At 62.5% G+C, this 23,773-nt stretch carries 20 protein-coding genes; 3 read left to right on the forward strand and 17 right to left on the reverse strand.

The window, feature by feature from the left end; genetic code table 11:
- Window positions 1-45 precede the first annotated feature (45 nt).
- The gene (locus tag ATE40_RS10950) at window positions 46-1,701 is read right to left on the reverse strand and encodes an ABC transporter substrate-binding protein (protein WP_063918509.1); all 1,656 of its coding nucleotides are present in this window, start codon (window positions 1,699-1,701) and stop codon (window positions 46-48) included.
- Between the two features lie 187 nt (window positions 1,702-1,888).
- Window positions 1,889-3,307, reverse strand: a complete 1,419-nt coding sequence (locus tag ATE40_RS10955) for an aminotransferase-like domain-containing protein (RefSeq protein WP_019452872.1) — start codon at window positions 3,305-3,307, stop codon at window positions 1,889-1,891.
- Window positions 3,308-3,451: 144 nt separating this feature from the next.
- Here ATE40_RS10955 and ATE40_RS10960 point away from each other — a divergent pair, with 144 nt between their 5' ends.
- The 3 genes from ATE40_RS10960 to ATE40_RS24190 are packed head-to-tail and all read left to right on the forward strand — an operon-like array spanning window position 3,452 to window position 6,029.
- Window positions 3,452-4,852 (forward strand): cytochrome ubiquinol oxidase subunit I, encoded by a 1,401-nt coding sequence (locus ATE40_RS10960; protein WP_004934615.1) that lies wholly within the window; start codon window positions 3,452-3,454, stop codon window positions 4,850-4,852.
- A gap of 2 nt (window positions 4,853-4,854) precedes the next feature.
- Window positions 4,855-5,862, forward strand: coding sequence for a cytochrome d ubiquinol oxidase subunit II (cydB, locus tag ATE40_RS10965; RefSeq protein WP_063918510.1), 1,008 nt, complete (start codon window positions 4,855-4,857; stop codon window positions 5,860-5,862).
- A gap of 14 nt (window positions 5,863-5,876) precedes the next feature.
- Window positions 5,877-6,029, forward strand: a complete 153-nt coding sequence (locus ATE40_RS24190) for a DUF2474 domain-containing protein (protein ID WP_004934619.1) — start codon at window positions 5,877-5,879, stop codon at window positions 6,027-6,029.
- Between the two features lie 9 nt (window positions 6,030-6,038).
- On the opposite strand, the gene ATE40_RS10970 is transcribed toward ATE40_RS24190, so the two are convergent.
- The 15 genes from ATE40_RS10970 to ATE40_RS11040 form a co-directional block, all read right to left on the reverse strand.
- Window positions 6,039-6,305: a hypothetical protein gene (locus tag ATE40_RS10970; RefSeq protein WP_063918511.1), complete on the reverse strand. Its 267-nt coding sequence runs from the start codon at window positions 6,303-6,305 to the stop codon at window positions 6,039-6,041.
- Window positions 6,302-6,526, reverse strand: a complete 225-nt coding sequence (locus ATE40_RS10975; RefSeq protein WP_004934623.1) for a hypothetical protein — start codon at window positions 6,524-6,526, stop codon at window positions 6,302-6,304. Before ATE40_RS10975 ends, ATE40_RS10970 begins: the two co-directional genes overlap by 4 nt.
- Window positions 6,527-6,632: 106 nt before the next feature.
- Entirely contained in the window at window positions 6,633-7,718 is a 1,086-nt protein-coding gene (locus ATE40_RS10980; RefSeq protein WP_019452875.1) for an acyl-CoA desaturase, read from the reverse strand.
- Complete coding sequence (locus ATE40_RS10985; RefSeq protein ID WP_063918512.1) at window positions 7,715-8,797, reverse strand: fatty acid desaturase family protein; 1,083 nt, start codon at window positions 8,795-8,797, stop codon at window positions 7,715-7,717. The genes ATE40_RS10980 and ATE40_RS10985 overlap by 4 nt, the downstream gene beginning before the upstream one ends.
- The gene (locus ATE40_RS10990; protein WP_063918513.1) at window positions 8,790-9,923 is read right to left on the reverse strand and encodes a sterol desaturase family protein; all 1,134 of its coding nucleotides are present in this window, start codon (window positions 9,921-9,923) and stop codon (window positions 8,790-8,792) included. Before ATE40_RS10990 ends, ATE40_RS10985 begins: the two co-directional genes overlap by 8 nt.
- On the reverse strand, window positions 9,920-10,537 hold the full coding sequence (locus ATE40_RS10995; RefSeq protein WP_019452878.1) for a phosphatase PAP2 family protein: 618 nt from the start codon (window positions 10,535-10,537) through the stop codon (window positions 9,920-9,922). Before ATE40_RS10995 ends, ATE40_RS10990 begins: the two co-directional genes overlap by 4 nt.
- Entirely contained in the window at window positions 10,534-11,820 is a 1,287-nt protein-coding gene (locus ATE40_RS11000) for a F390 synthetase-related protein (protein ID WP_063918514.1), read from the reverse strand. Before ATE40_RS11000 ends, ATE40_RS10995 begins: the two co-directional genes overlap by 4 nt.
- Complete coding sequence (locus ATE40_RS11005; protein ID WP_063918515.1) at window positions 11,817-12,623, reverse strand: MBL fold metallo-hydrolase; 807 nt, start codon at window positions 12,621-12,623, stop codon at window positions 11,817-11,819. The genes ATE40_RS11000 and ATE40_RS11005 overlap by 4 nt, the downstream gene beginning before the upstream one ends.
- Window positions 12,616-13,632 carry an NAD-dependent epimerase/dehydratase family protein gene (locus ATE40_RS11010; protein WP_019452881.1) on the reverse strand — a complete coding sequence of 339 codons (1,017 nt, stop codon included), beginning with the start codon at window positions 13,630-13,632 and terminating at the stop codon, window positions 12,616-12,618. Before ATE40_RS11010 ends, ATE40_RS11005 begins: the two co-directional genes overlap by 8 nt.
- The gene (locus tag ATE40_RS11015) at window positions 13,629-14,636 is read right to left on the reverse strand and encodes a 3-oxoacyl-[acyl-carrier-protein] synthase III C-terminal domain-containing protein (protein WP_063918516.1); all 1,008 of its coding nucleotides are present in this window, start codon (window positions 14,634-14,636) and stop codon (window positions 13,629-13,631) included. The genes ATE40_RS11010 and ATE40_RS11015 overlap by 4 nt, the downstream gene beginning before the upstream one ends.
- Before the next feature lie 273 nt (window positions 14,637-14,909).
- Window positions 14,910-15,587: a respiratory nitrate reductase subunit gamma gene (gene narI, locus ATE40_RS11020; protein WP_019452883.1), complete on the reverse strand. Its 678-nt coding sequence runs from the start codon at window positions 15,585-15,587 to the stop codon at window positions 14,910-14,912.
- 2 nt (window positions 15,588-15,589) lie between these two features.
- Window positions 15,590-16,312, reverse strand: coding sequence for a nitrate reductase molybdenum cofactor assembly chaperone (gene narJ / locus ATE40_RS11025; RefSeq protein WP_063918517.1), 723 nt, complete (start codon window positions 16,310-16,312; stop codon window positions 15,590-15,592).
- Window positions 16,309-17,853 carry a nitrate reductase subunit beta gene (gene narH / locus ATE40_RS11030; RefSeq protein ID WP_049240570.1) on the reverse strand — a complete coding sequence of 515 codons (1,545 nt, stop codon included), beginning with the start codon at window positions 17,851-17,853 and terminating at the stop codon, window positions 16,309-16,311. The genes narJ and narH overlap by 4 nt, the downstream gene beginning before the upstream one ends.
- The gene (locus ATE40_RS11035) at window positions 17,850-21,611 is read right to left on the reverse strand and encodes a nitrate reductase subunit alpha (RefSeq protein WP_063918518.1); all 3,762 of its coding nucleotides are present in this window, start codon (window positions 21,609-21,611) and stop codon (window positions 17,850-17,852) included. Before ATE40_RS11035 ends, narH begins: the two co-directional genes overlap by 4 nt.
- A 292-nt stretch (window positions 21,612-21,903) precedes the next feature.
- Window positions 21,904-23,763, reverse strand: coding sequence for a carbohydrate binding domain-containing protein (locus ATE40_RS11040; protein ID WP_063918643.1), 1,860 nt, complete (start codon window positions 23,761-23,763; stop codon window positions 21,904-21,906).
- Window positions 23,764-23,773: the final 10 nt, after the last annotated feature.

A 23,773-nucleotide genomic window follows, 5' to 3' on the forward strand; every position in this document is an offset into this window, starting at 1 on the left:
GGTTTCCATCGCCGCCGCCCGAACTGGCGCAGCGGCTTCAGGGCGTTACGGCGCCGGTTTGACGTTCGGCAGGCTGCCGACCAAGCCGTTGTAGATATCCGGTTTAAAGCCGGTGACGCGCGCGCTGCTGGCGCTCAAGATTTCGCGATTGCCCAGCAAGATCACCGGCGGATCGTCCGCCAACACCTGATACAGCTGATGGTACAGCGGTTTGCGCTGCGCGATGTCCAGCGTGGCGTTGGCCCTGGCGATCAGTGCATCCACCTGCGGGTTGTGATACCCGGTCTGGCTCTCGCGGCTGATGAAATCGCGCACGCCGTCGTGCGGATCGTTCAACGTACTGGTGCTGAGGGACGCCAGGTCATAATTGCCCGCCTTGCGCTGCGCCAGCAGCGCGTTGAAATCCAATACCTGCGGTTTCAGCACCACGCCGAGCCGGCGGTAGTTGTCCTTGGCGATCGGCACCAACGCATCGTTGATCAGTTTTTTGGTCACCAACAGCGTCAGCTCCAGCTTTTTACCGTCTTTTTGCCGAATGCCATCCGCCCCCACTCGCCAACCGGCCTCGTCCAACAGCTTACCGGCCTTATCGAGATCGTAAGCGTAGGGATTGATGCCGTTCGCGTCATAGGCCCAGGAGATCGGCGAGATTGGCTGGTTGGCGACCTTGCCGTACCCCTGGTATACCACGGCGATCAGCCTCTGCCGATCCAGACCGTAGATCAGCGCCTGGCGCACCCGTTTGTCCTGCAGCGCCGGGCGCCGGAGGTTGAAGTCGACGCGGCTGTAATCGCTCGAACTGTAGAGGTTGATATTGGCGAAGCCGAGCAGCTTCAGCTGTTCGATATCGTCAGGCTTGGCGGTAAAGGCGTCGTAGTCGGTCTCGCCGGTCTGGAACAGCTGGAAGTTGGTAGCCGGGTTGGTCACGCGATAGATAAAGCGCGCCATCGGCGGCGGGCCAAGGTAGAAGTTCGGGTTGGCGTGGAAGCGAATCTCTTGCCCCGGCACATACCTGTCGTAAATGTAGGGGCCGTTGCCGAGCGGCTTGCCGTTGAAGGCGCGCACGCCGTCGAGCTTGCCGCGCTGATAGTCTTTGCCGTAGTAAGCACGAGACAGCACCGGCCCGCCGATCAATTGTAAGGTGGTCGCGCCCGGTTGCGTGGTGACGATCTGAATGGTGCGATCGTCGATCACCTTCAGCCCGCTAATGCTGGCCGCGGTGCCGTTTTTATAGTCGGCACCGCCCTGAATGTGAGCCGGCGTGATATCGGTATCGCCGTCATAGGCCGGGTCGTGCAGCAGCGTCAGGGTAAAGGCGATATCGTCGGCCTTCAACGGCGAACCGTCGCTGTAGACCAGGTTCGGCCGCAGCTTGATGGTGTAGGTCAAATTATCGGGGCTGACCTGCCAGGACTCAGCCAGGCGTCCTTCCGGCTTGCCCTGGCTGTCCAGGCCGATCAGGCGGCTGAAGATCACGTCGGTCACGTTTTCGTCCCAGCCGTTGGTGAACAGATACGGGTTGAAAATCCCCTGCGGCTCCGAGATGCCCGCCACAACGGTGTCTTTGCGCAGTTTGGCGGCGGCCGGCACCCGAGCGGCGTCGCTGGCCGGCGTGATGCCTTCGGCCAGCGTTTCCGCCTGAACGCCGGCGCTCAGCCCCAGCGCGCAGACCAACGCCAGCGGCGTCAGCCGATAACGCAACAGTTTGTTTAGTTTATTTTTTATTCCACTCACCCACTGCCCCTCGTCTTCCCGTTGATAAAAATGTGACAAAATTTATCGCAGAGTAATGGGCGGCTGGAGGGCTGTCTAACAACGAAACCGGCATTCCATTGCCGAAAAAAGCATTATGAATTTTTCTGGGGCGAACCGTCGTGCCAAACGCGGTTCAACCGGTCGCCGCCAGCCCCCGGATAAGTTTGGCTAAGGTTTTTATCGCCTCTTCAAACCGGTCGTTCCATTCAAACGAGGCGTTGAGACGGAAGCAGTGATTGAAATGGTCTCCGGTGGTGAACATGCGCCCCGGCGCGATGCTGATACCCCGAGAAAGAGCGCGCCGGTACAGTTCCATCGACGACAGCGCCGGATCCAGCTCCAGCCACAGAAAATAACCGCCGTCAGGCTGGCTGACTTTCACCGTCGGCGGAAAATGGTGGGCGATCGCCTGACGCATGGCGCTTTGGCGCTGAGCCAGCAGGCGACGCAACCGCCGCAGGTGGGTATCGTAGCCGCCGTGCAACAGATAATCCGCCAGCGCCATCTGGGTCGGCACGCTAGTGGAAACGGTGCTCATCAGTTGCAAACGCTGGATCTGTTGCGCGTAACGCCCCGCCGCCACCCAGCCAACGCGAAAGCCTGGCGCCAAACATTTGGAAAACGACGAACAGTGCAGAATCTGGCCACCGCTGTCGAGCGCCTTGGCCGGCAGCGGCCGTTCGGCGCTGAAATAGAGTTCCCCGTAGACATCGTCTTCGATCAGCGAGATCTGCCGCTCGCGCAGCAGCGCCACCAGACGCTGTTTGTTGGCCTCCGGCAAGGTGGCGCCCTGCGGGTTTTGGAAATGGGTCATCAGCCAGCAGGCCTTGATCGGATACTGTTCCACCGCCTGCTGCAACGCATCCAGATCGATGCCGTCCTGCGGATGGGTAGCGATCGCCACCGCCTTCAGTCGCAACCGCTCCAGCGCCTGCAGCGCGCCGTAAAACGCCGGCGACTCGATCGCCACATAGTCACCCGGCTGGGTCACCGCCTGCAGACTGAGACTGAGCGACTCCATCGCCCCGGCGGTGATGACGATCTCGTCCGGTGCCACCTGCATGCCGCTCAGCGCATAACGCTGGGCGATATGCCGCCGCAGCGCGTCGTTGCCCGGCGGCAGGTTGGCCAGCGAGCTGTGCGGCGTGAACTTGCGCGCCACGCTGCTCAGCGCCCGCGCCAGCTTCGGCTGCGCGAACAGCGTGGCGTCGGGAAACGCCGAACCGAAAGGCACGATGTCCGGGTCCTTGCAGGCCTGCAGCACGTCGAAGATAAAGGCGTTGATGTCCACCTGCTCGCTCAGCACCAGCTTCTCGCCGCGCGAAGGCTGCGGCAACGGCTGCGGGCGCGCCGCCACATAATAGCCCGACTGCGGCCGGGCGACGATCCATCCCTGGCTCTCCAACAGCTGGTAAGACTGCACCACCGTCATCAGGCTCAGCCCGGCGCGTTTGCCGCTTTCGCGCAGCGAAGGCAGCTTGTCGCCCGCCCGCCACACCCGGTTCTGGATCTGTTCTCTAATCTGCTGCGCAAGCTGTTCGTATCGGGTCATAGCTCTTAACTGTTATATGAAAAAGTAAAATAACTGTCACTATTATAGTCACTGTACTTCGTGATTAACTTCACGCCAAGCTTTTCACATAAAAATGACAGCTATACTCAAGAGGTTAATTTATGTTCAACCCTAGGAGGCGCCATGCTGGGTCTTGATGCACTGGAACTCGCCAGAATACAGTTCGCCTTCACCGTGTCTTTCCATATCATCTTCCCCGCCATCACCATCGGTTTAGCCAGCTATCTGGCGGTGCTGGAGGGATTATGGTTGAAAACGCACAATGAAGCCTATCGTGAGCTTTACCATTTCTGGTCAAAGATTTTCGCCGTTAACTTCGGCATGGGCGTGGTTTCCGGGTTGGTGATGGCCTACCAGTTCGGCACCAACTGGAGCTTCTTCTCCGAGTTCGCCGGCAGCATTACCGGGCCGCTGCTGACCTACGAAGTACTGACCGCCTTCTTCCTCGAAGCCGGTTTCCTCGGTGTGATGCTGTTCGGCTGGAACCGCGTCGGCCCAGGGCTGCACTTCTTCGCTACCTGTATGGTGGCACTCGGCACGCTGATCTCCACCTTCTGGATCCTGGCCTCTAACAGCTGGATGCAAACCCCGCAGGGACACGAAATTATCAACGGCCAGGTGGTGCCGGTCGACTGGCTGAAGGTGATCTTCAACCCGTCCTTCCCGTATCGCCTGCTGCACATGTCCACCGCCGCCTTCCTCTCCTCGGCGTTCTTCGTCGGCGCTTCCGCCGCCTGGCACCTGCTGCGCGGCCGCGATACGCCGGCGATGCGCAAGATGCTGTCGATGGCGATGTGGATGGCGCTGATCGTCGCGCCGGTGCAGGCGCTGATCGGCGATGCGCACGGCCTGAATACGCTGAAACACCAGCCGGCGAAGATCGCCGCCATCGAAGGCCACTGGGAAAACCCGCCGGGCGAAGCTACGCCGCTGATCCTGGTCGGTTGGCCGGACATGCAGCGTGAAGAGACTCGCTTCAAGCTGGAGGTGCCTTATCTCGGCAGCCTGATCCTGACGCACAGCCTGACCGAGCAAGTGCCGGCGCTCAAATCCTTCCCGCCGGAAGATCGCCCCAACTCCACCGTGGTGTTCTGGTCGTTCCGCATCATGGTCGGGCTGGGCATGCTGATGATTCTGGCCGGGGTGTGGAGCCTGTGGCTGCGCTGGCGCGGCGGGCTGTATCAGTCGCGTCCGTTCCTGTACTTCATTCTGTGGATGGGCCCGTCCGGGCTGCTGGCGCTGCTCGCGGGTTGGTTCACCACCGAGATCGGCCGCCAGCCCTGGGTGGTATATGGCCTGCTGCGCACCAAGGATGCGGTCTCCGCGCACGGCGATCTGCACATGAGCATCAGCCTGCTGGCGTTCATCATCGTCTATTGCTCGGTGTTCGGCGTGGGTTATTCCTACATGATGCGCCTGATCCGCAAAGGGCCACAGCCGCATGAGCACCAAGAAGACAATACCGAGGGCCGCCCGGCGCGTCCGCTGTCCGCGGTCAACGACACTCTGGATGACAGGAGCTGAACATGGGCATCGATCTTCCGCTGATTTGGTTTGTGATCATCGTGTTCAGCACCATGATGTACGTGGTGATGGACGGTTTCGATTTGGGCATCGGCATCCTGTTTCCGTGGGTGAAAGCGAGCGACGACCGCGATCTGATGATGAACACCGTCGCCCCGGTGTGGGACGGCAATGAGACCTGGCTGGTGCTGGGCGGCGCGGCGCTGTTCGGCGCCTTCCCGCTGGCCTACTCGGTGATCCTCGATGCGCTGGCGATCCCGCTGACGCTGATGCTGATCGGGCTGATTTTCCGCGGCGTGGCCTTCGAGTTTCGCTTCAAGGCAACACCGGAAAAGCGCCATATCTGGGACAAGGCGTTCATCTGGGGCTCACTGTTCGCCACCTTCAGCCAGGGGGTGGTGGTGGGCGCCGTGATCAACGGCTTCCCGGTCGAGGGCCGCACCTATGCCGGCGGCGCGCTGGACTGGCTGACGCCGTTCGCACTGTTCTGCGGGCTGGGGCTGGTGGTGACCTACGCCCTGCTCGGTTGCACCTGGCTGGTGATGAAAACCGCCGGTGATCTGCAGGCGCGCATGTATCACCTGGCGACGCCGCTGTTGGCGATCCTGTTGCTGGTGCTGGCTGCGGTCAGTATCTGGACGCCGATCGCCCATCCGGAAATCGCCGCCCGCTGGTTTACCTTGCCGAACCTGTTCTGGCTGCTGCCGGTGCCGGTGCTGGTGCTGCTCAGCGCCTGGGGAATTCAACGCGGGGTGAAACGCGGCGCGCACTACTCGCCGTTCATGCTGACGCTGCTGCTGGTGTTCCTCGGCCTGAGCGGGCTCGGCATCAGCATCTGGCCGCACCTGATCCCGCCGGCCATCAGCCTGTGGGACGCCGCCGCACCGCCGCAGAGCCTTGGGTTTATGCTGGTAGGCGCGCTGTTTATCATCCCGATCATTCTGGTCTACACCTTCTGGAGCTACTACGTGTTCCGCGGCAAGATCAGCCATGAACACGGCTATCACTGAGGAGGGAGGACGCTATGCAAGATAAAACGGCCGCAGCCGCCCCGGCGCCCTGGTGGAAACGCATCGGTTGGCTGGTGATCATCTGGAGCGCCAGCGTGCTGGGGCTGTTCGTGGTCGCCTCACTGTTCCGCTTGCTGATGACCGCGGCGGGCATGAAGTCGCATTAACGCGGCGCCTTATCTGGCCGCGCTGTTGGGAAAGTAGAAAGAGACCACCAGCGTGACCAGCGGCAAGGCGCCAATCTTCACCAGCTCGAACACCTGATTCAGCGCTTCATTTTTGTCCCAATACGCGTGGGCGGCGAATACGCCCACGCTGACCGCAAATATCCCACACAGCACCTGACGCGCCAGGCGCAGCCGCTCCATTTCGTCGAAGACCAGCGAAGGATCCAAATACAACCTTTCAGCATCGAGCTGCGGGCGCTCATTTTGCGGCTTCATGGAAAAATCCCCACCACCACGGCGACGGCCTCCAGCCCCTCGTCGCTTTCACGCACGATACCGAGGCGGGAACCATCCTGTTTCATCCACTCACGGTCGGCAATCGTCATTAAAGCAAACGCCAGCCGTATGACGTCAGTTTTGGCCATCCCGTGACGCCGGGCGATATCGTTCAAACTGTCGTCGATTTCATTGGATAACCGAATAGGTAAACTCCGCATACCCCACCTCCTGTGGCCGTTGATTCACAGGGAGAAAGTCTACTGGAAGGGCAAATATCGTTCAATTAGTGAACTGCGTAACGTCTCGCATAACCCGCATGCAACGCTAGTGCGGCTTGCGTCCCATCGCGCTGAGGAAGCGTTGCTGCAGACGCAACAGTTCCTCCAACTCAAGCAGCCGGTAGTCGATGCCGAAACGCGGCGCCACCTCGCCGATAATGCGGCTCAGCGCCGGGTAATGGCGGTGGCTCCAATGCGGGAACAGATGATGCGTCAAATGCAGGTTCGCCCCGCCGAACCAGTAGCCCAGCCAGCGCGGCCGGGTCAACCAGTCGAAGGTAGTGGCGAACACATGATGATACCAGCCGTGCGGCATCGCGCCCTGCGCCGGCGCCTGGTAAAAGTTGGCCTTGGCCCAGTGGGTGCCGATGATCAACATCACGAACAGCAATGAAGAAAGCATCTGGCTCAGCAAATAGACCAGCAGGATTTGCCCGATGCCGATGGCCGGCGGCAGCAGCCAGCACGGGATCGCCAGCGCCAGCAGCAGGTGCGCCGCCTTCCCCGCCAGAAAAGCGCTCCAGCCACGCACGCCCTGCTGCGCCATGCGGGCCGCCACGCGAGTGCGGCCCGCCCGGTCCAGCCAGTCGAACAGCCAGATGTAGTACGGGAACGTCAGCGCCGCCACCAGCGGCCAATAGTAACGCTGTGCGCGCATAAAGGGCCGCCAACGCTGGAACGGCGTTTGCCGCAGCACGCCGTTGGCGTCGATGTCGGGGTCGTAATGTTCGATATTGTTATGGGCATGGTGGAACAACACATGCCGCACGCGCCAGCAGTCAGGATCCAGCCCCAGCGGCACGCTCACCAGGGCGTTCAGCCAGCGGTTGGCCCAGGGCCGACGGAAAAACGCGTTGTGTGAGGCGTCGTGCACCACATTGACCGTCAGGAACATGCCGATAAAGATAAAACCGAAGTAACAGGCGAAAAACGCCCAGCCGTTCTGCTGCTGCAGGCTCAGCCCGTAACACAGAGCGCACAGCGCCAGCAGCAGCGCCACCTTCGCCAGCATGCCGCCGTCGGCGAAGCGGTGGTCGCCGTTGGTCGCCAGATAATGCTGAGCGGCCTGCATCAGCGCGCGATGCAACCCGCTGTCGTCGCGCCGATAGGCTAACGGTCGCAGCGCTTTCATGGCTGCCCCATGCGGCGCAGGAAACGCTGTTGCTGCGCCAGCAGTTCGCGATAGCCGATGCAGCGGTACGCCATGTCGTGCCGCTGCGCCACCTCCGCCACCGCAGCGGCCAGCGCCGGGTAATGGCGGTGATTCCAGCCGGGGAACAGGTGATGCGTCAGGTGATAGTTCAAGCCGCCGGTCAGGTGCTCCAGCCAGCGCGGCTCGGGCTGCCAGTCGCAGGCGGTGGCAAAATTGTGCCGGTACCAGCCGTGCGGCATGGTCTCGCCCGTCGGCGCCGGGTAAAACTCGGCCTGCGCCCAGTGGGTGCCCAACAGCAGGAACACCACCAGCAGCGAGGCGCACATCTGGCTGAGCGCGTAGGCCAGCAACACCCATCCCCAACCGATGCCGTGCAAATGACACAGGATCAGCGGCACAATCAGCACCAGCGCCAGATGGGCCAGCTTGCACAGCACGAACAGCGCCCAACCGCCGCGCCCGGCCAGCACGCGTTTTTCCCGCAGCGGCGTTTTATCGAGCCGATCGGACCAATCGAAAATCCAGGCGATGTAAGGCAACGAGAGCGCGGCGATCAGCGGCCAGTAAAGATGCTGATAGCGCATATGGGGCCGCCAGCGCTGGAACGGCGTCTGGCGGAAAAAGCCGTTCTCTTCGGTGTCCAGATCGTAGTGTTCGACGTTGGCGTAAACATGGTGGTAATCCACGTGCCGCGTGCGCCAATAGTCCGGATCGACGCCCAGCGGCAACGTCACCAACCGACCCACCAGGCGATTGGCCCAGGGCGCGCGCAGGAAAGCGTTGTGTGAAGCATCGTGATTGACGTTGACGTTGAGCAGCATGCCCATGGTCACGAACAGGAAATAACAGAGGAAAAACGCCCAGGGCTGATGCTGCAGCAGGCTCAGCGCGTAAAAGCCGATACACGACCCCATCAGCAGCGCGGCCTTGGCCAATCGCGCGGCATCGGCATAGCGATGATCGCCCGCCAGGCAGGCATGCGCCGCACGTTTGAGATCGCGGTGGAATGCCTGTTCGCCATCGGCGGGAAAACTCAGCGGCGGCAGTGATTCAACCATGCGGCTCCTCCACGGCGACCGACGCGGCCATGCGCCCCCAGCCCAGCGCGACACACAGGGCATGCAGCGCCACGGCGGCCATGGCGATATGCCAATAGCGCTGTGGCCAGCCGAGATAGCCGATAAACAGCAGCGGCATACCTACTGCGATCCACAACCAAAGCGCGCTCGCCCACGGCCGCCCTTCCGTCATGCCGCCCAATGCCACCGATCCCAACGCCAGCAACGCCAGCAGCGCCATTTGCGGCCAGCTGACGTCAGCGTAGCCATAGCCGTATTGGTAGACGTAACCGACCACCAATGAGAACAACAGCATGGCGCCGCTGAATACGCTAAACGCCGAACGGCGGTCGCGCGGCCGCCCGGGCGTCGGGCGCCAATCCAGCCGTAAATAACGCAGGAACGGCAGATTGCTCGCCCAGAACGGGTTGGCGGATGGTCTGTCGCCGCTGACGCCATAGCTGAACGGCGTGGTCGGCAATGCCGGGCAGAAGGTGCCGAACAGCTTGTCCCAGAAGATAAAGCTGCCGCCGAAATTCTTATTGGAATACGCCATGTCCTTGACGTGGTGCACCCGGTGGTGCGCGGGCGTGACCAGAATGTTTTCCAGCACGCCGAGCTTCGGCGTCAGCGCGTTGTGATTAAACAGCTGGATGCTGTAATGAAAAATCGACACCGTGACGAATACCGACAGCGGCACGCCCGCCAGCGCCAGCAGCAAAAAGAACGGGATCGACGTCAACGACGAATACCAGGAGTTGCGCACCCCCAACGACAGATTGAAATGCTCGCCCTGATGGTGCACCACGTGCACCGCCCACAGCAGCCGGAAACGGTGGTGCAGACGGTGCAGCCAGTAGAAACCGAAGTCCCACGCCAGCAAAGCGAACAGCCACATCAACAGCGGCGGCCAGGCGTCTACCAGCCCCAGACTGAAATGTGCGGCTACGTAGCCGTAGCAGGTAATTTCCAGGCCGCGGAACAGCCACAGCATGATATGGCCGGAGTTCAGGTTGAACACCAGATCGTGCCAGTTAACCGGTTCACGGCGCCCCCACTGCAACGCCACCGCCTCGGCCACCACGATGAACAGCATGAACACTATCGGCAACGCCAGATCGCTCATCCCATTTCTCCTTTAACCACGCGCCCACGCAGGGTCTGCATGCGCAGAGCCAACCAGCCGGCGAACAGCGCCAACAGCGCGCCGCCGGCCAGATCGACAAACAAATGGCGGCGCAGTTGCAGAATGGAGAACGCGATCGCCACGCCCCACAGCATCCACAGCGCCGTGCGCATTTTGCGCTCGCCGTCGCTCAGCGCCCACACCGCCAATACCGTCAACGCCATGTGCAACGAAGGCAAACAGTTTTGCGGCGAATCCACCTGGGTTAACGCCGCCAGCAGCTGCGCGCTGATCCCAACGCCATCGTTCTGCGGATAGGCCATGGTGGTCGGCCACAACAGATAAACCGCACCGGCGCCCAACGCGGTGAGCTGCATCGCCAGCGTCAGCCATTTTATCCGCTGCAGTGGCGCCAACAGATAGCCTGCCGGGACGATGAGGAAGAACGACAGATAAAGCCAGATGGCCGAGGGGCTGAACGGGATCGCCCGGTCAAGCGCCGACGGCGGCAACAGCGTTCCCGCCCCCTGCAAGCGATCGGTCAGGTTATACACGATGCCAACCGTCCCCCAGCCCAGCAGCATCTGCCACAGCCTGAACAGTGCGTTTTTCATGTCTCCTCCGCCCGGCGCACAATGCGCCGCCGTTTGCGGTCGAACTGCGGCAGCACCGCCTGCGCCGTCAACCGCCATTCCAGCCATTCGGTGGCGATGCCCTGGCGAGCGAACAGCGCGTTCAACTGCGCCTGGCAGTGCACCAATTCAGCCTGGCTGCAATCGGCGATCAGCTCCAGTCGCCGTTCGCCATGCTGGATCAGCCGGTAATCGCTGGTTAACGGCAGCGCATTGGCGATCGTCCGGCTGCAAGCATCGGCGAACACCGCCTGCGGTTGCCGCTGCGTATCGGGCAGCATCAGCTGATCGTCACGCCGCCCCTCGATGCGGGCGATCGCCCGCGTCGGTTGCCCGCACGGACAGGGCTCCTTGCGCAGCACCAGCACATCGTCCAGCCGATAGCGCACGATAGGCTGGGTACGGCGGGTAAAGTCGGTGATCAGCGGCGTGAAACGCAATTCGTCGATCCACTGCGGTTCAATATGCAAGAACTCTTCGTTCAGATGCAACGTACCGTGCGCGCAGGTGGCGGCGAGGAAACCTTCGGTAGCCTGATACACTTCGCCGACCGCCGGAAATACCTGCAACAGCAGGCGGCGATCCTGCTCTTCCAACACCTCGGCGACCGAGATCGCTTTTTTGACCGGCAGCTTCACCTGCCCGGCCAGCACCGCCAACGCCAACGCGCGCAGCACCTGCGCCGGCGCCACAATGATGCTGGGTGCCTGCCGTTCCAATGCGGGCAGATGCCCGCTGAACGGCGCCAGCAGATCGTAAAACGCCAGGCTCAGCCAACGGTTGTTCACGCTGTGATAAAGATTATTGTCCGCCCGCAGAAACAGCGCGACGCGCTCGCCGGCCAACAGCCCGTCCGGCAGCATCTTCGCCAGCATGCCGCCGGCCCACACCTGTTGTTCGCGCGGGCTGACGACAAACACGCCGCGCTGCCCGGAGGTGCCGGACGACAATCCGACGCTGTAGCGCCCGATCTTCGGCGTGAAATCGCGATCCGCCTCGCTGCGCTGCGCGCAGGCCAGCACCGCATCGCGTTGCAGCCCGGCGGTGTTCATCCGATCGAATAGCTCCATCATCAACGCCTTGTCCATCTGCGGCCATTCGGCGAACGGCCGGCGGCTGAAGCCTTGAAAATAGGGGCTCTTGCTCAGCACCCGACGGGCAAAGCCCGCGAGCTGGCGGGCCTGATGCGCCTCCAGCGCCGCACGATCGCCAAAGCGCAGGCGCCGGGCGCGAAAATAGTGCCAAAGAGTCATGAAGGGGATCACAGGTCCCCCTCGTGGCACAGCAAAATGTTGACCTGGCCGCCCGCCCACAGCTGGTTGAGCCGCTCCAGCGTGCGGGTATACGCCGCCGCGTCGTCCATCACCAGATTGGCCAGGCGCGAAGGCCCGCGCAGCGTCTGGTAACTCTGCGGCGACCAGGCGGCGTCGCTGGCCAGCAGCGTCCAACCGGCGTCGGTGAGAATAAAGGCGCCGATATGGCCGGCCGCATGCCCCGGCAACGGCACCAGCACGATCTGCCCTTCGCTGCCCGGCAGCGCATAGCCGCGCTCGAACGGTGCCAGCAGCGCGGGCAACGCCACCGAGGGAAAAGCTTCCATCAACTGCAGGTTGCTCTCGAAATCCGGCGGGATCAGGCCGGGAATAAAGGCGCGCTTCAGCGCCGCGAAACCGCGCAGATCACGGGTTTGCCGCCAGCCCTCGCCAGAACAAATAAAGTCGAGTTGACCGAAATCATGCAGCCCGGCGATGTGATCAGCGTGAAAATGCGAGACGATCAGCGTCTGAATATCCCCCTCGGCGTAACCGGCGGCGCGCAGCTGATGCGCCAACGACTCGGCGGGATCGAAATAGACCGGCGTCATTCGGCGGTAAAGGCTGAACAGCCCCGACTGCGTGTGCTGCTGAAAATAACGCGCATAGCCGGTATCCCACAGCCAGCGCCGCTCTCCCACCTCCAGCAGATAGGCGCGCGCCGGGAATTTGCACACCCGGAACCCGGCGCCGCGCAGCGCCATGCAGCCGATATGCGTGCAGTAACCCACTTCAAAAACGGTGACCTTAGCCATGCTGTATGCCTCCTTGCTGCCGCAGCCACTCGCCGGTCAGGCGAATGCCCTCCTCCATAGAGTAACGCGGCCGATAGCCCAGCTCTTCGATCGCGCGGGTCTGGCTCAGCGTCATGTCAAAATGCACCGCCGCCACGCTGTAGCGCGTCAGCAGCGGTTCCTTGCCGCTCAGCGTCGCCCACAGCTCCATGCCGCCGGCCAGCGCGTGCAGCAGCGGATAAGGCACCGCCTGCAGCCGGTAGCTCAGCCCCAGCTCCTGACGCAGCAACGCATCCAGCATCTCCGCCAACCGCTGCGGCTGGTGGTTGGTAATGTTGTAAACGGCGCCGGACGGCAACCCGCGCTGCCGGCTGGCCAGTTCCATCGCGTGCACAACGTTGGGGGCGAAGGTCAGATCCAGCAGCGCTTGCCCGCCGCCGGGCAGCCGCAGCACGCCGCGATCGCGGTCGAGCTGCTGTAACAGCCGCGGCACGATCACCCGATCGTGCGGGCCAAACAGGCCGCGCGGCCGCAGAATAATGTAGGTGGTTTGCGGATAGATTTTCGCCTGCGCCAACAGCCGCTGCTCGGCGACGTGCTTGCTGGCGGCATAGTGATTGGCGAAGCGCCGGGCACGGAAACCTTCGTCCAGATCGTAATGCGGCCGAAAATCGAAGTAGATCGCCGGCGTGGAGATATGCACGAAGCGCCGCACGCCGCAGCGCCCCGCCGCCTCCGCCAGTTTCTCCGTTGCGGCGGCGTTGATGCGGTGAAACTCCGCTTTGCCGCCCCAGGGCGAGGACTTGGCCGCGCAGTGCCACACCCACTCGCAGCCGGTCACCAACTGCCGGCACTGCTGCGGCGTGGCCTGCGCCAGATCGAGCGAGAAAAACTCGGCGCCCAGTTGACGCAACGCTTCGCCGGCCCGCTCGTCGCGGCCGGTGGCGCGCACCTGATGTCCCGCCTCCAGCAGCCACTGCGCCGCGTTGCGCCCCAGCCCGCTGGTCGCCCCGGTGACCAGCACCCTCATGGCAGCAACACCATGCCGGCCAGCGCCAGCCCGGCGGCGGTGCCGATCAGCATCACCGGCCGACCGGGATTGAAGCGCCCGGTGGTCACGGCGGCATGCAGCGCCGTCGGAATCGACGCCGCCACCTGATTGCCATGATGGCGGTAGATATCCACCAGCGCCTCGCTGGAGACGTGCAGCCGCTTGCGCATATGTTCGAGCGACAGATGACTGGCCTGATGCGGCACCACGGTGGCGATCTGCGCCAGGGTCAAACCGCTGGCGCTCAGCAGCCGGTCGAGGTAATCCTCAATTAGCGCCGACGCCTGGCGGAACAGCGGCTTGCCCTGCATATGAAACAGGAAGTCTTGCTCGCACATGCCGGCGCGCGGGTTGCGCCGCGTGCCGCCGGCGCGGATTTCGCACAGCTCGCTGCCGGCGGGATAGGTTTCCACCAGGCTGGCGAGGATGCCGCTGGCGCCGTCGCCGCGTTCCACGATGGCGCAGGCGGCGCCGTCGCCGAAGATCAGCGACGACTCTTCGTGCTGCCAGTCGATGCCGCGTGAAGCGAGATCGGCCGAGACGATGGCGATGCGTCGATACGTTCCGGCGTTCAACAGCCCCGCCGCCACCTGCAGCGCAGAGATAAAGCTGACGCAGCTGCTGTTGATGTCGAAGCCCGGCGTGCCCGGCGCCAGCCCCGCCACCTTGAGAATGTGCGCGGCGGTGCACGGCAGCGCCTGCACCGAAATCGCCGAGGCGGAGATCAGCAGGTCGATAGAGGCTGCCGGGAGGGCGCTGCGAACCAGCGCGTCTTGCAGCGCGGCGGCGGCGAGATCGGCCTGGCTGGCGTCGTCGGCGGCATGATAGCGGTAAACGATGCCCGAGCGTTTCTCAACGTAGCCGGCCGGTTTCCCCAGGCGGGCATCGAGCGTAGAAGAAGCCACGCGGTTGGGCGGCAACGCAGCCCCGGTGGCGATGATTTTCAGAGGCAGCGGCTCGGGTGAGCAAAATTGTGTGGTCATTATTGTTATTGATTAACCTGACTATCCATAAAGCGATTCTCCCGCACGACGCGAAGGCCACGCGGATCATCCCCGGTTTTTATATCCCAAAATGCCTTTCATCAAGGCGGTATCTCTTGTTATCGGCTACCACGGGCCGACGTCCGTCGGCGTAAGCATAAGCGTAACATGACTGAGATATTCAGTTTACGACATGGCGGGGAGAATGGGCAGACGGCGGGCGAATTATCGGAATAGCGCCGCCGCTGGCGATCAGCGGCGGCGAGGTCAGGCTCAACGGCGGTTGCGCACCAGCTGGTAACGGCGGGTCAGGTATTCCACCGGCGCACTCCAGATATGCACCAGGCGGCAGAATGGGAACAGTACAAACAGCGTCATGCCCAGCACCATGTGCAGCTTGAAGATCAGCGCCACCCCTTCGAGATGTGCAGAGGCACCGGCGTGGAAGGTCACCACCGCCTGGGCCCAGGCCACCAGCTTCATCATTTCGCTGCCGTCCATATGCTGGGCGGAGAACGGAATGGTCAGCAGGCCGAGGCACACCTGCACCACCAGCAACGTCAGGATCATGATGTCGGCGAAGCTGCTGGTAGCACGCACCCGCGGGTTGGTTAACCGGCGTTTGAGCAACAGTGCGCCGCCGATCAGCGTCATCAGGCCGCAGGCGCCGCCGGCGATCATCGCCAGCTTCTGCTTCACGTCGATCGGCAGGAAGGCCTCATACATCCAGTGCGGCGTCAGCATGCCGAGGAAGTGGCCGGCGAAGATGCCGATAATGCCGATATGAAACAGGTTGGACGCCAGGCGCATGCCCTTTTTATCCAGCATCTGGCTGGAACCGGCGCGCCAGCTGTACTGCCCGTAGTCGTAGCGCAGCCAGCTGCCGATCAGGAACACCGCACCGGCCAGATAAGGGTAGATGTCGAAGAAGAACTGATTCAAAAATTGCATGATTAGCGTCCTTTGGTTCCGGTTAACGCATCCGTCAGGTCCAGATACTGTGGCGCCACCGCGCCGGCAAAGCGCCGCTGGTGCGCCGTCTGCTGGGCGGAAGCGCAGCCCTGTTCACCGAGAAACTTGACCTGCTCCTCTTCCCACACCGCATCCAGCGCCTGCGGCGTATCGTCGCGCGCCTCTTGCGCCACCTGCATCTCCAGCGCCTGCGCCTGCACCTCGCTGCCGGACAACGCCAGCAGCAAATCGAACAGCACCGCATACGGGCTTTCACGCTGCTGCAAACGCGCCCCCAGCAGCGCCAGGATCGGCGCGATGTCCTGCAGCCCTTCGCGCGCTTGCGCCGCGTTGCGGCTGGCCAGATACTCCAGGTACAGCGGCAGGAAGTCCGGCAGCTCACGGCTGTCGATCTCCAGCCCGGCGGCGCGGTACTGGGCCATCAGATCGACCATCGCCTGGCCGCGATCGCGCGATTCGCCGTGCACGTGTTCAAACAGCAACAGCGAGGTGGCGCGGCCACGATCGAACAGTTCGCAATAGTCGGCCTGCGCGTCCAGCAACGGGCGCGCGCACAGGCGGCGGATAAACAGAATCAGCTGCGCGCTGTGGTGCAGATCCAGCTCGCTGGCCGGCTCCAATGCTTCGATCAGCGTCTGCTGATGGTCAAACAGCGCCTGCTCCGGGTAATCCAGCAGGCGGGCGATCACTTTCAGGCTGATCATGAGGCGTCCTCCGGCCGCGCAGTTTTCGCGGTCACGTCGATGGCATCGATACGGCGGCTGTTGAACAGGTTGAACTTGCCGTCGCTGCCGTGGCAACCGTCGCCGAAGCTGAAGCCGCAGCCTTTGCTTTCCGGGAAGGCTTCGCGCGCCAGTTCGCGGTGGCTCGACGGCACCACAAAGCGATCTTCATAGTTGGCGATCGCCAGGTAGCGGTACATCTCCTGCGCCTGCGCTTCACTCAGACCGACCTGCTCCAGCGCGCTGGTATCCACTACGCCGTCGACGGTTTCCGCCCGTTTGTAGTGGCGCATCGCCAGCATGCGCTTCAGCGCCAACAATACCGGTTCGGTATCGCCGGCGGTCAGCAGGTTTGCCAGATACTGCACCGGAATGCGCAGGCTCTCGACGTCCGGCAATACGCCGCTGTGCGCCAGCTCGCCGGCGTCGGCGGCAGACTGAATCGGCGACAATGGCGGCACGTACCAGACCATCGGCAGCGTGCGGTATTCCGGGTGCAGCGGCAGCGCCAGTTTCCAGTCCATCGCCATTTTGTACACCGGCGACTGCTGGGCGGCTTCAATGACGCCCTGCGGCACGCCGTCCGCCAACGCCTGAGCGATCACCGCCGGGTCATGCGGATCGAGGAAGATATCGAGCTGGCTCTGATACAAGTCCTTGTCGTTCTCCACCGCCGCCGCCTGCTCGATGCGATCGGCGTCGTACAGCAGCACACCGAGGTAACGAATGCGGCCGACGCAGGTCTCCGAACACACCGTCGGCTGCCCGGCTTCGATGCGCGGGTAGCAGAAGATGCACTTCTCGGACTTGCCGCTCTTCCAGTTGAAGTAGATTTTCTTGTACGGGCAGCCGGTCAGGCACATGCGCCAGCCGCGGCACTTGTCCTGGTCGATCAGCACGATGCCGTCTTCGCCGCGTTTGTAAATCGCCCCGCTCGGGCAGGTGGCGACGCAGGCCGGATTAAGGCAGTGCTCGCACAGACGCGGCAAATACATCATGAAGGTGTTTTCGAACTGGCCGTACATCGCCTTCTGCAGGTTGTCGAAGTTCTTGTCCTGCGAGCGCTTTTCAAATTCCCCGCCAAGGATCTCTTCCCAGTTCGGGCCGCTTTCGATCTTGTTCATGCGCTGGCCGGTGATCAGCGAGCGCGGGCGCGCCACCGGCTGGTGTTTGCCCTGTTTGGCGGTGTGCAGATGCTGGTAGTCGTAATCGAACGGCTCGTAGTAGTCGTCCAGCGCCGGCACGTCCGGGTTGGCGAAGATTTTCGCCAGCACGCCGACGCGGTTGCCCATGCGCGGCTCCAACTTGCCGTTGATTTTACGGATCCAGCCGCCCTTCCATTTTTCCTGATCTTCCCAGGCGTGCGGATAGCCGACGCCGGGTTTGCTTTCCACGTTGTTGAACCAGGCGTATTCCATGCCTTCTCGGCTGGTCCAGACGTTCTTGCAGGTAACCGAACAGGTGTGGCAACCGATGCACTTGTCCAGATTCAGCACCATGCCGACTTGCGAACGAATTTTCATTTGCTGTTCTCCTGCTGACTGCCCTGCGCGTAGTCGTTGCCTTCGTCGTCCAACCAATCAATGCGGTTCATCTTGCGCACCACCACGAACTCGTCTCGGTTGGAGCCGACGGTGCCGTAGTAGTTGAAGCCGTAGGCCAGCTGCGCATAGCCGCCGATCATGTGGGTCGGCTTCGGACAGGCGCGGGTCACCGAGTTGTGGATGCCGCCGCGTTGGCTGGTGATCTCCGAGCCAGGCAGATTCACGATGCGCTCCTGCGCGTGATACATCATGGTCATGCCTGCCGGAATACGCTGGCTGACCACCGCGCGCGCCGTCAGCGCGCCGTTGGCGTTGAAGGCCTCGATCCAGTCGTTGTCCGCGATGCCCAGATCTTTGGCGTCGTCTTCGCTCAGCCAGACGATCGGCCCGCCGCGCGACAGCGTCAGCATCAGCAGGTTGTCGCTGTAGGTGGAGTGGATACCCCACTTCTGGTGCGGCGTCAGGAAGTTCAGCGCCTTCTCCTTATTGCCGTTCGGCTTGCTGTTGAGCAGCGGCTGGGCGGCGCGGGTGTCGATCGGCGGCCGGTACACCAGCAGGCTTTCGCCGAAGGCGCGCATCCACTCGTGATCCTGATACAGCTGCTGGCGGCCGCTGAGCGTGCGCCACGGGATCAGCTCGTGCACGTTGGTGTAGCAGGCGTTATAGGAAACGTGTTCATCCTCCAGGCCAGACCAGGTCGGGCTGGAGATGATTTTGCGCGGCTGCGCCTGAATGTCGCGGAAGCGAATTTTTTCGTCTTCCTTGTTCAGCGCCAGATGCCGGTGATCGCGGCCGGTGACGTTGCTCAAGGCCTCCCAGGCTTTTACCGCCACCTGGCCGTTGGTTTCCGGCGCCAGCGACAGGATCACTTCCGCCGCGTCTATCGCGCTTTCGATCTTCGGCCGCCCCGCCGCCGGGCCGTCGGCCTTGACGTAGTTCAGCTGCTTGAGGAAATCGACCTCGGTTTGGGTATTCCAGCTGATGCCCTTGCCGCCGTTGCCCAGTTTGTCCAGCAGCGGCCCCAGCGAGGTGAAGCGCTCGTAGGTGGCCGGGTAATCGCGCTCCACCGCGATGATGTGCGGCGCGGTTTTACCGGGGATCAGGTCGCATTCGCCTTTCTTCCAGTCCTGCACGCCGTAAGGCTGCGCCAGTTCGGCAGCGGAATCGTGCTGGATAGGCAGCGTCACCACGTCGGTTTCCTGGCCCAGATGGCCGACGCACACCTCGGAGAAGGCCTTGGCGATGCCTTTGTAGATCTCCCAGTCGCTCTTCGAGTCCCAGGCCGGATCGACCGCCGCCGACAGCGGATGAATGAACGGGTGCATGTCGGAGGTGTTCATGTCGTCTTTTTCGTACCAGGTGGCGGTCGGCAGCACCACGTCGGAGTACAGGCAGGTGCTCGACATGCGGAAATCGAGCGTCACCACCAGATCCAGCTTGCCTTCGCCGCCCTGCTCGCGCCATTCCACTTCCTGCGGCTTCACGCCACCCTGCTGGCCGAGATCTTTGCCCTGAATGCCGTTTTCGGTGCCCAACAGGTATTTGAGCATGTACTCATGGCCCTTGCCGGAAGAGCCCAGCAGGTTGGAGCGCCAGACGAACAGGTTGCGCGGGAAGTTCTGCGGATTGTCCGGCTGCTCGGCGGCAAAGCCCAGCGAGCCGTTCTTCAGGCTGTCGACGGTAAATTCGACCGGCGATTGGCCGGCCGCGCGGGCCTGCTCCGCCAGGTGCAGCGGGTTGGTGCCCAGCTGCGGCGCCGACGGCAGCCAGCCCATGCGCTCGGCGCGCACGTTGAAGTCGATCAGGCTGCCGCCGAAGCGCGACTTGTCCGCCAGCGGCGACAGCAGCTCGTCGGTGCCGACGGTTTCATAGCGCCATTGGCTGGAATGGTTGTAGAAGAACGAGGTGCTGTTCATGTGGCGCGGCGGGCGCTGCCAGTCGAGGCCGAACGCCAGCGGCAGCCAGCCGGTTTGCGGCCGCAGTTTTTCCTGGCCGACGTAGTGCGCCCAGCCGCCGCCGCTCTGGCCGACGCAACCGCAGAAGATCAGCATGTTGATCAGGCCGCGGTAGGTCATGTCCATGTGATACCAGTGGTTGACGCCGGCGCCGACGATGATCATCGAACGGCCGTGGGTCTTCTCGGCGTTTTCCGCGAACTCGCGGGCAATGCGAATGATGTTGTGGCGCGACACGCCGGTGATCTGTTCGGCCCAGGCCGGGCTGTAGGCCTTGACCTCGTCATAGTCGGCGGCGCAGTTGGCATCGGCCAGCCCGCGCTCGAGGCCGTAGTTGGCCAGCGTCAGATCGTACACGCTGGTCACCAGCGCTTCGCTGCCGTCAGCCAGCTGCAGGCGTTTCACCGGCAGCTTGTGCAGCAGGATCTCGTCCAGTGCCACGCTGTTGAAATGCTCGCTGTCGGCGCCGCCGAAGTATGGGAAGCCCACCTCGGCAACCTCGTCATGCACGCCCAACAGGCTGAGCTGCAGCTCGACTTCCTGCTGCGCCTTGCCTTCGCGCTGTTCCAGGTTCCACTTGCCCTTTTCGCCCCAGCGGAAACCGATGGAGCCCTGCGGCGCCACCAGATCGCCGCTGCGGCCGTCGATAGCGACGGTTTTCCACTCGGGATTGTTTTCCTGGCCCAGCCCGTCCACCAGATCGGCGGCGCGCAGCAGGCGACCGGCGGCGTAATGGCCGCCTTCACGCGGCTCCAGCAGCACCAGCATCGGCATGTCGGTATAGCGACGCACATAGTCGCGGAAGTAGCCGACTTCGCGATCCAGGTGGAACTCTTTCAGCATCACGTGGCCCATCGCCAGCGCCATCGCGCTGTCGGTGCCCTGCTTCGGATTCAGCCAGTGGTCGCACAGCTTGGCGACTTCGGCATAGTCCGGCGTCACCGCTACGGTTTTGGTGCCCTTGTAACGCACTTCGGTAAAGAAGTGGGCGTCCGGGGTGCGCGTCTGCGGCACGTTGGAGCCCCAGGCGATAATGTAGGAGGAGTTATACCAGTCGGCGGATTCCGGCACGTCGGTCTGTTCGCCCCAGGTCATCGGCGAGGCCGGCGGCAGATCGCAATACCAGTCGTAGAAGCTCAGGCAGGCGCCGCCGATCAGCGACAGGTAGCGGGCGCCGGCGGCGTAGGACACCATCGACATCGCCGGGATCGGCGAGAAGCCGATAATGCGATCCGGGCCGAAGGTTTTGGCGGTGTAGACGTTGGCGGCGGCGATCAGTTCATTGACCTCCTGCCAGCTGGAGCGGACGAAACCGCCGCGGCCGCGCGCGACCTTGTAACTTTTGGCTTTTTCCGCATCGCCGACGATAGAGCCCCAGGCCGCGACCGGATCGCTGTGCTGCGCTTTCGCCTCGCGCCACAGCTTGAGCAGGCGCTTGCGCATCAGCGGGTATTTCAGCCGGTTGGCGCTGTACAGGTACCAGGAGTAGCTGGCGCCGCGCGGGCAGCCGCGCGGTTCATGGTTGGGCAGATCGGGACGGGTGCGCGGATAGTCGGTTTGCTGGGTTTCCCAGGTCACCAGACCATTCTTCACGTAGATCTTCCAACTGCAGGAACCGGTGCAGTTCACGCCGTGGGTGGAACGCACCACTTTGTCGTGCTGCCAGCGGCTGCGGTAGCCGTCTTCCCAGTCGCGGTTGGTGTTCAAGGTCTGGCCGTGCTCGCCAGAAAAAGGCTCCGCCAACTGCTTGAAATAGCGGAAACGGTCTAAAAATTTGCTCATCCGGAATGCTCCTGAAGGCTCTTGTCGTTATAAGAAGACATGCTCAATCTGCCGCCAGCCTACTGACGGCCAAGCGGCGGCAAATTGATTGCGATCAAGAGAAAGCGGGCGGCGACGCGTGCGTCGGGAGAGGAATACCACCAAAGTATAGGGGTGAAAAATGAGGTTAATTGATTGAATTACAATAAATAAAATGGAGCATTAGGGTAAAGGCGAACGGGCGGGAGGCAAGACGAGGTATTTGGGGGTAGGACGCGGGAGAAACCTCCCGCGTGACGTTCACTCGATGCTTTCAGCGTTGAAGCCACAGCGTCGCGGTGCCCACGGCGGGCAACGCCAGCATGAGCTCCGCCCCCCCTCCCTGCTGCCGCCAGCCCGCCGGAAGGCGCAATCGGGTGCTTCCCTCTCGATAATAGGGGTTGGCTACCAGCAGCAAGGCGCGATCGCCCAGAATAAACATCCGCGCCGGCATTTGAGGGTCGCTTCCCGCCAGCGGCGTCGATTTTCCTGTCAGCAGATAAGGGGTGAAGGCGGCGATTTGCTGCGACACGGCAGCCACACCACGCCAGGTAGCGTCAAACTCCCGTTGGTCGAAGCGGCCGGTTTTGCGCTTGTAAAACAGATCGGTATAAGAATAAAACAACAGTCCCTTGGCACCGCCGATCAGCGCCTGCCAGGCCTGATTGCGAATTTCCGCCTCTGACGGTGGATGTGGCCTACGGCGAGCGTCATAAGCGGCGTGATCCATGATTTGCATCACCACCCAGGCCCCGCGAGCCTGACGGGCGGCCTGTACCGTCAGGGCGGTATAACGCGTGGTGCGCGTCAGATCGCTATCGTTCCCCACCGGGTAAGGATCGGTCGCCAAAATGTCGCTGCTGTTAAAGTAGGCGTCCAACTCCCCGGTTTTGTTCAACACCTGGAAGGTAGGATGATCGCCGTCAAGCCGCTTTATTTGCAGGTTTTTTTCCTCGATCTTATCGAGATACTCCGGCCCCAGTTCATCGTTGATGTACCAGGCGAGCAGGTTGGGCTGAGAGCGCAAACGCTGCACGTGCCAGGCCGTCATCGCCGCGTAGTCGCCACCGCGTACGGCCGGAGCGAAACGGCTGCCGCTGTACTGATCTTTGACGGAGTAAATGACCAGCAGCCCGCGGTTGCGTGCGTTGCGGAAAAAGGTGTAAGGATCTTTCTTTTCCCCATAATCATAGTTCAGCACCGTGTTGAATCCCGCCGATGCGATGCGCGCCAAATGCTCATCGGTAGCCACGTTGGCATAAATGCCCAACGGGAAAAGTCGTTGACCATCGCGCAGGGTAAAGCCTTCGCTGTCGATCGCCACTTTGGCCGCAGGCTGCCCGACGCGAAAAGACAGCTCGCTACCCTGTACCGGCTGGGATTGCTGCCCGGTGACCTGCTGACGCAGGCGATATTCCCCCTGGGCCAGGCCAGTCGGCAGTTGATATTCGATACGGCGCTGCCCTTCAACCTGATAACGGTCGCGGCTACTGTGAACAACCTGCCCTGCGGCATTGAGCAATTCGCTGTCGACCTGCAAATGCTGCGGCTGCGGAGTAACCAGCAGCGTGTCGACTTTCCCCTGTGTCGACGCGCCGAGCTGATATAACGCCGGCGTAGGCGCTCGAGCACACGCATAGGCGTCATCAAACCAGGCGGTACCGGTGCTCCCCTTGCGCAGATAGACGCCAAAAGTGACTCGCGCCGCCTGCGGCGGCACGGTATAGCTGGCGCTCACCTGCCGCCAGCCGCTGTCACCGGTCACCCCTGCCGGGTAGCTGCCTTCCAGAAAGCGCCCTTGCGCATCGAAGCTCTGCAGATAAACCCCAGCACCACCGTCGCGGCTTTGCCCGCGTACGCCATGGGTCTTGAGCCAGACGCCGAAATCGATCGTCTGCCCGGGCACAACCCGCAGCATCTGGCTGAAGGTGCGGTACTGCGCGGCATCTGCATTGTCATAACGCAGACTTCCACGGCCGCTGTGCGTATCGCCGTCGGCCTGCGCGCCTTGCGCACGCCAGCCGCTGAGACCCTGTTCAAAGCCGGGGTTGGCCAACAGATTGGGTTGGCAGCTCTGCGCCAGAGCAAAAGCACTCCACCAGGCACAACAGACCAGAGCCACCCTCTGATACATCCCCTTCATG

Origin of the sequence: Serratia surfactantfaciens (genome assembly GCF_001642805.2) — a bacterium.
In the GTDB taxonomy this organism is placed as follows: domain Bacteria; phylum Pseudomonadota; class Gammaproteobacteria; order Enterobacterales; family Enterobacteriaceae; genus Serratia; species Serratia surfactantfaciens.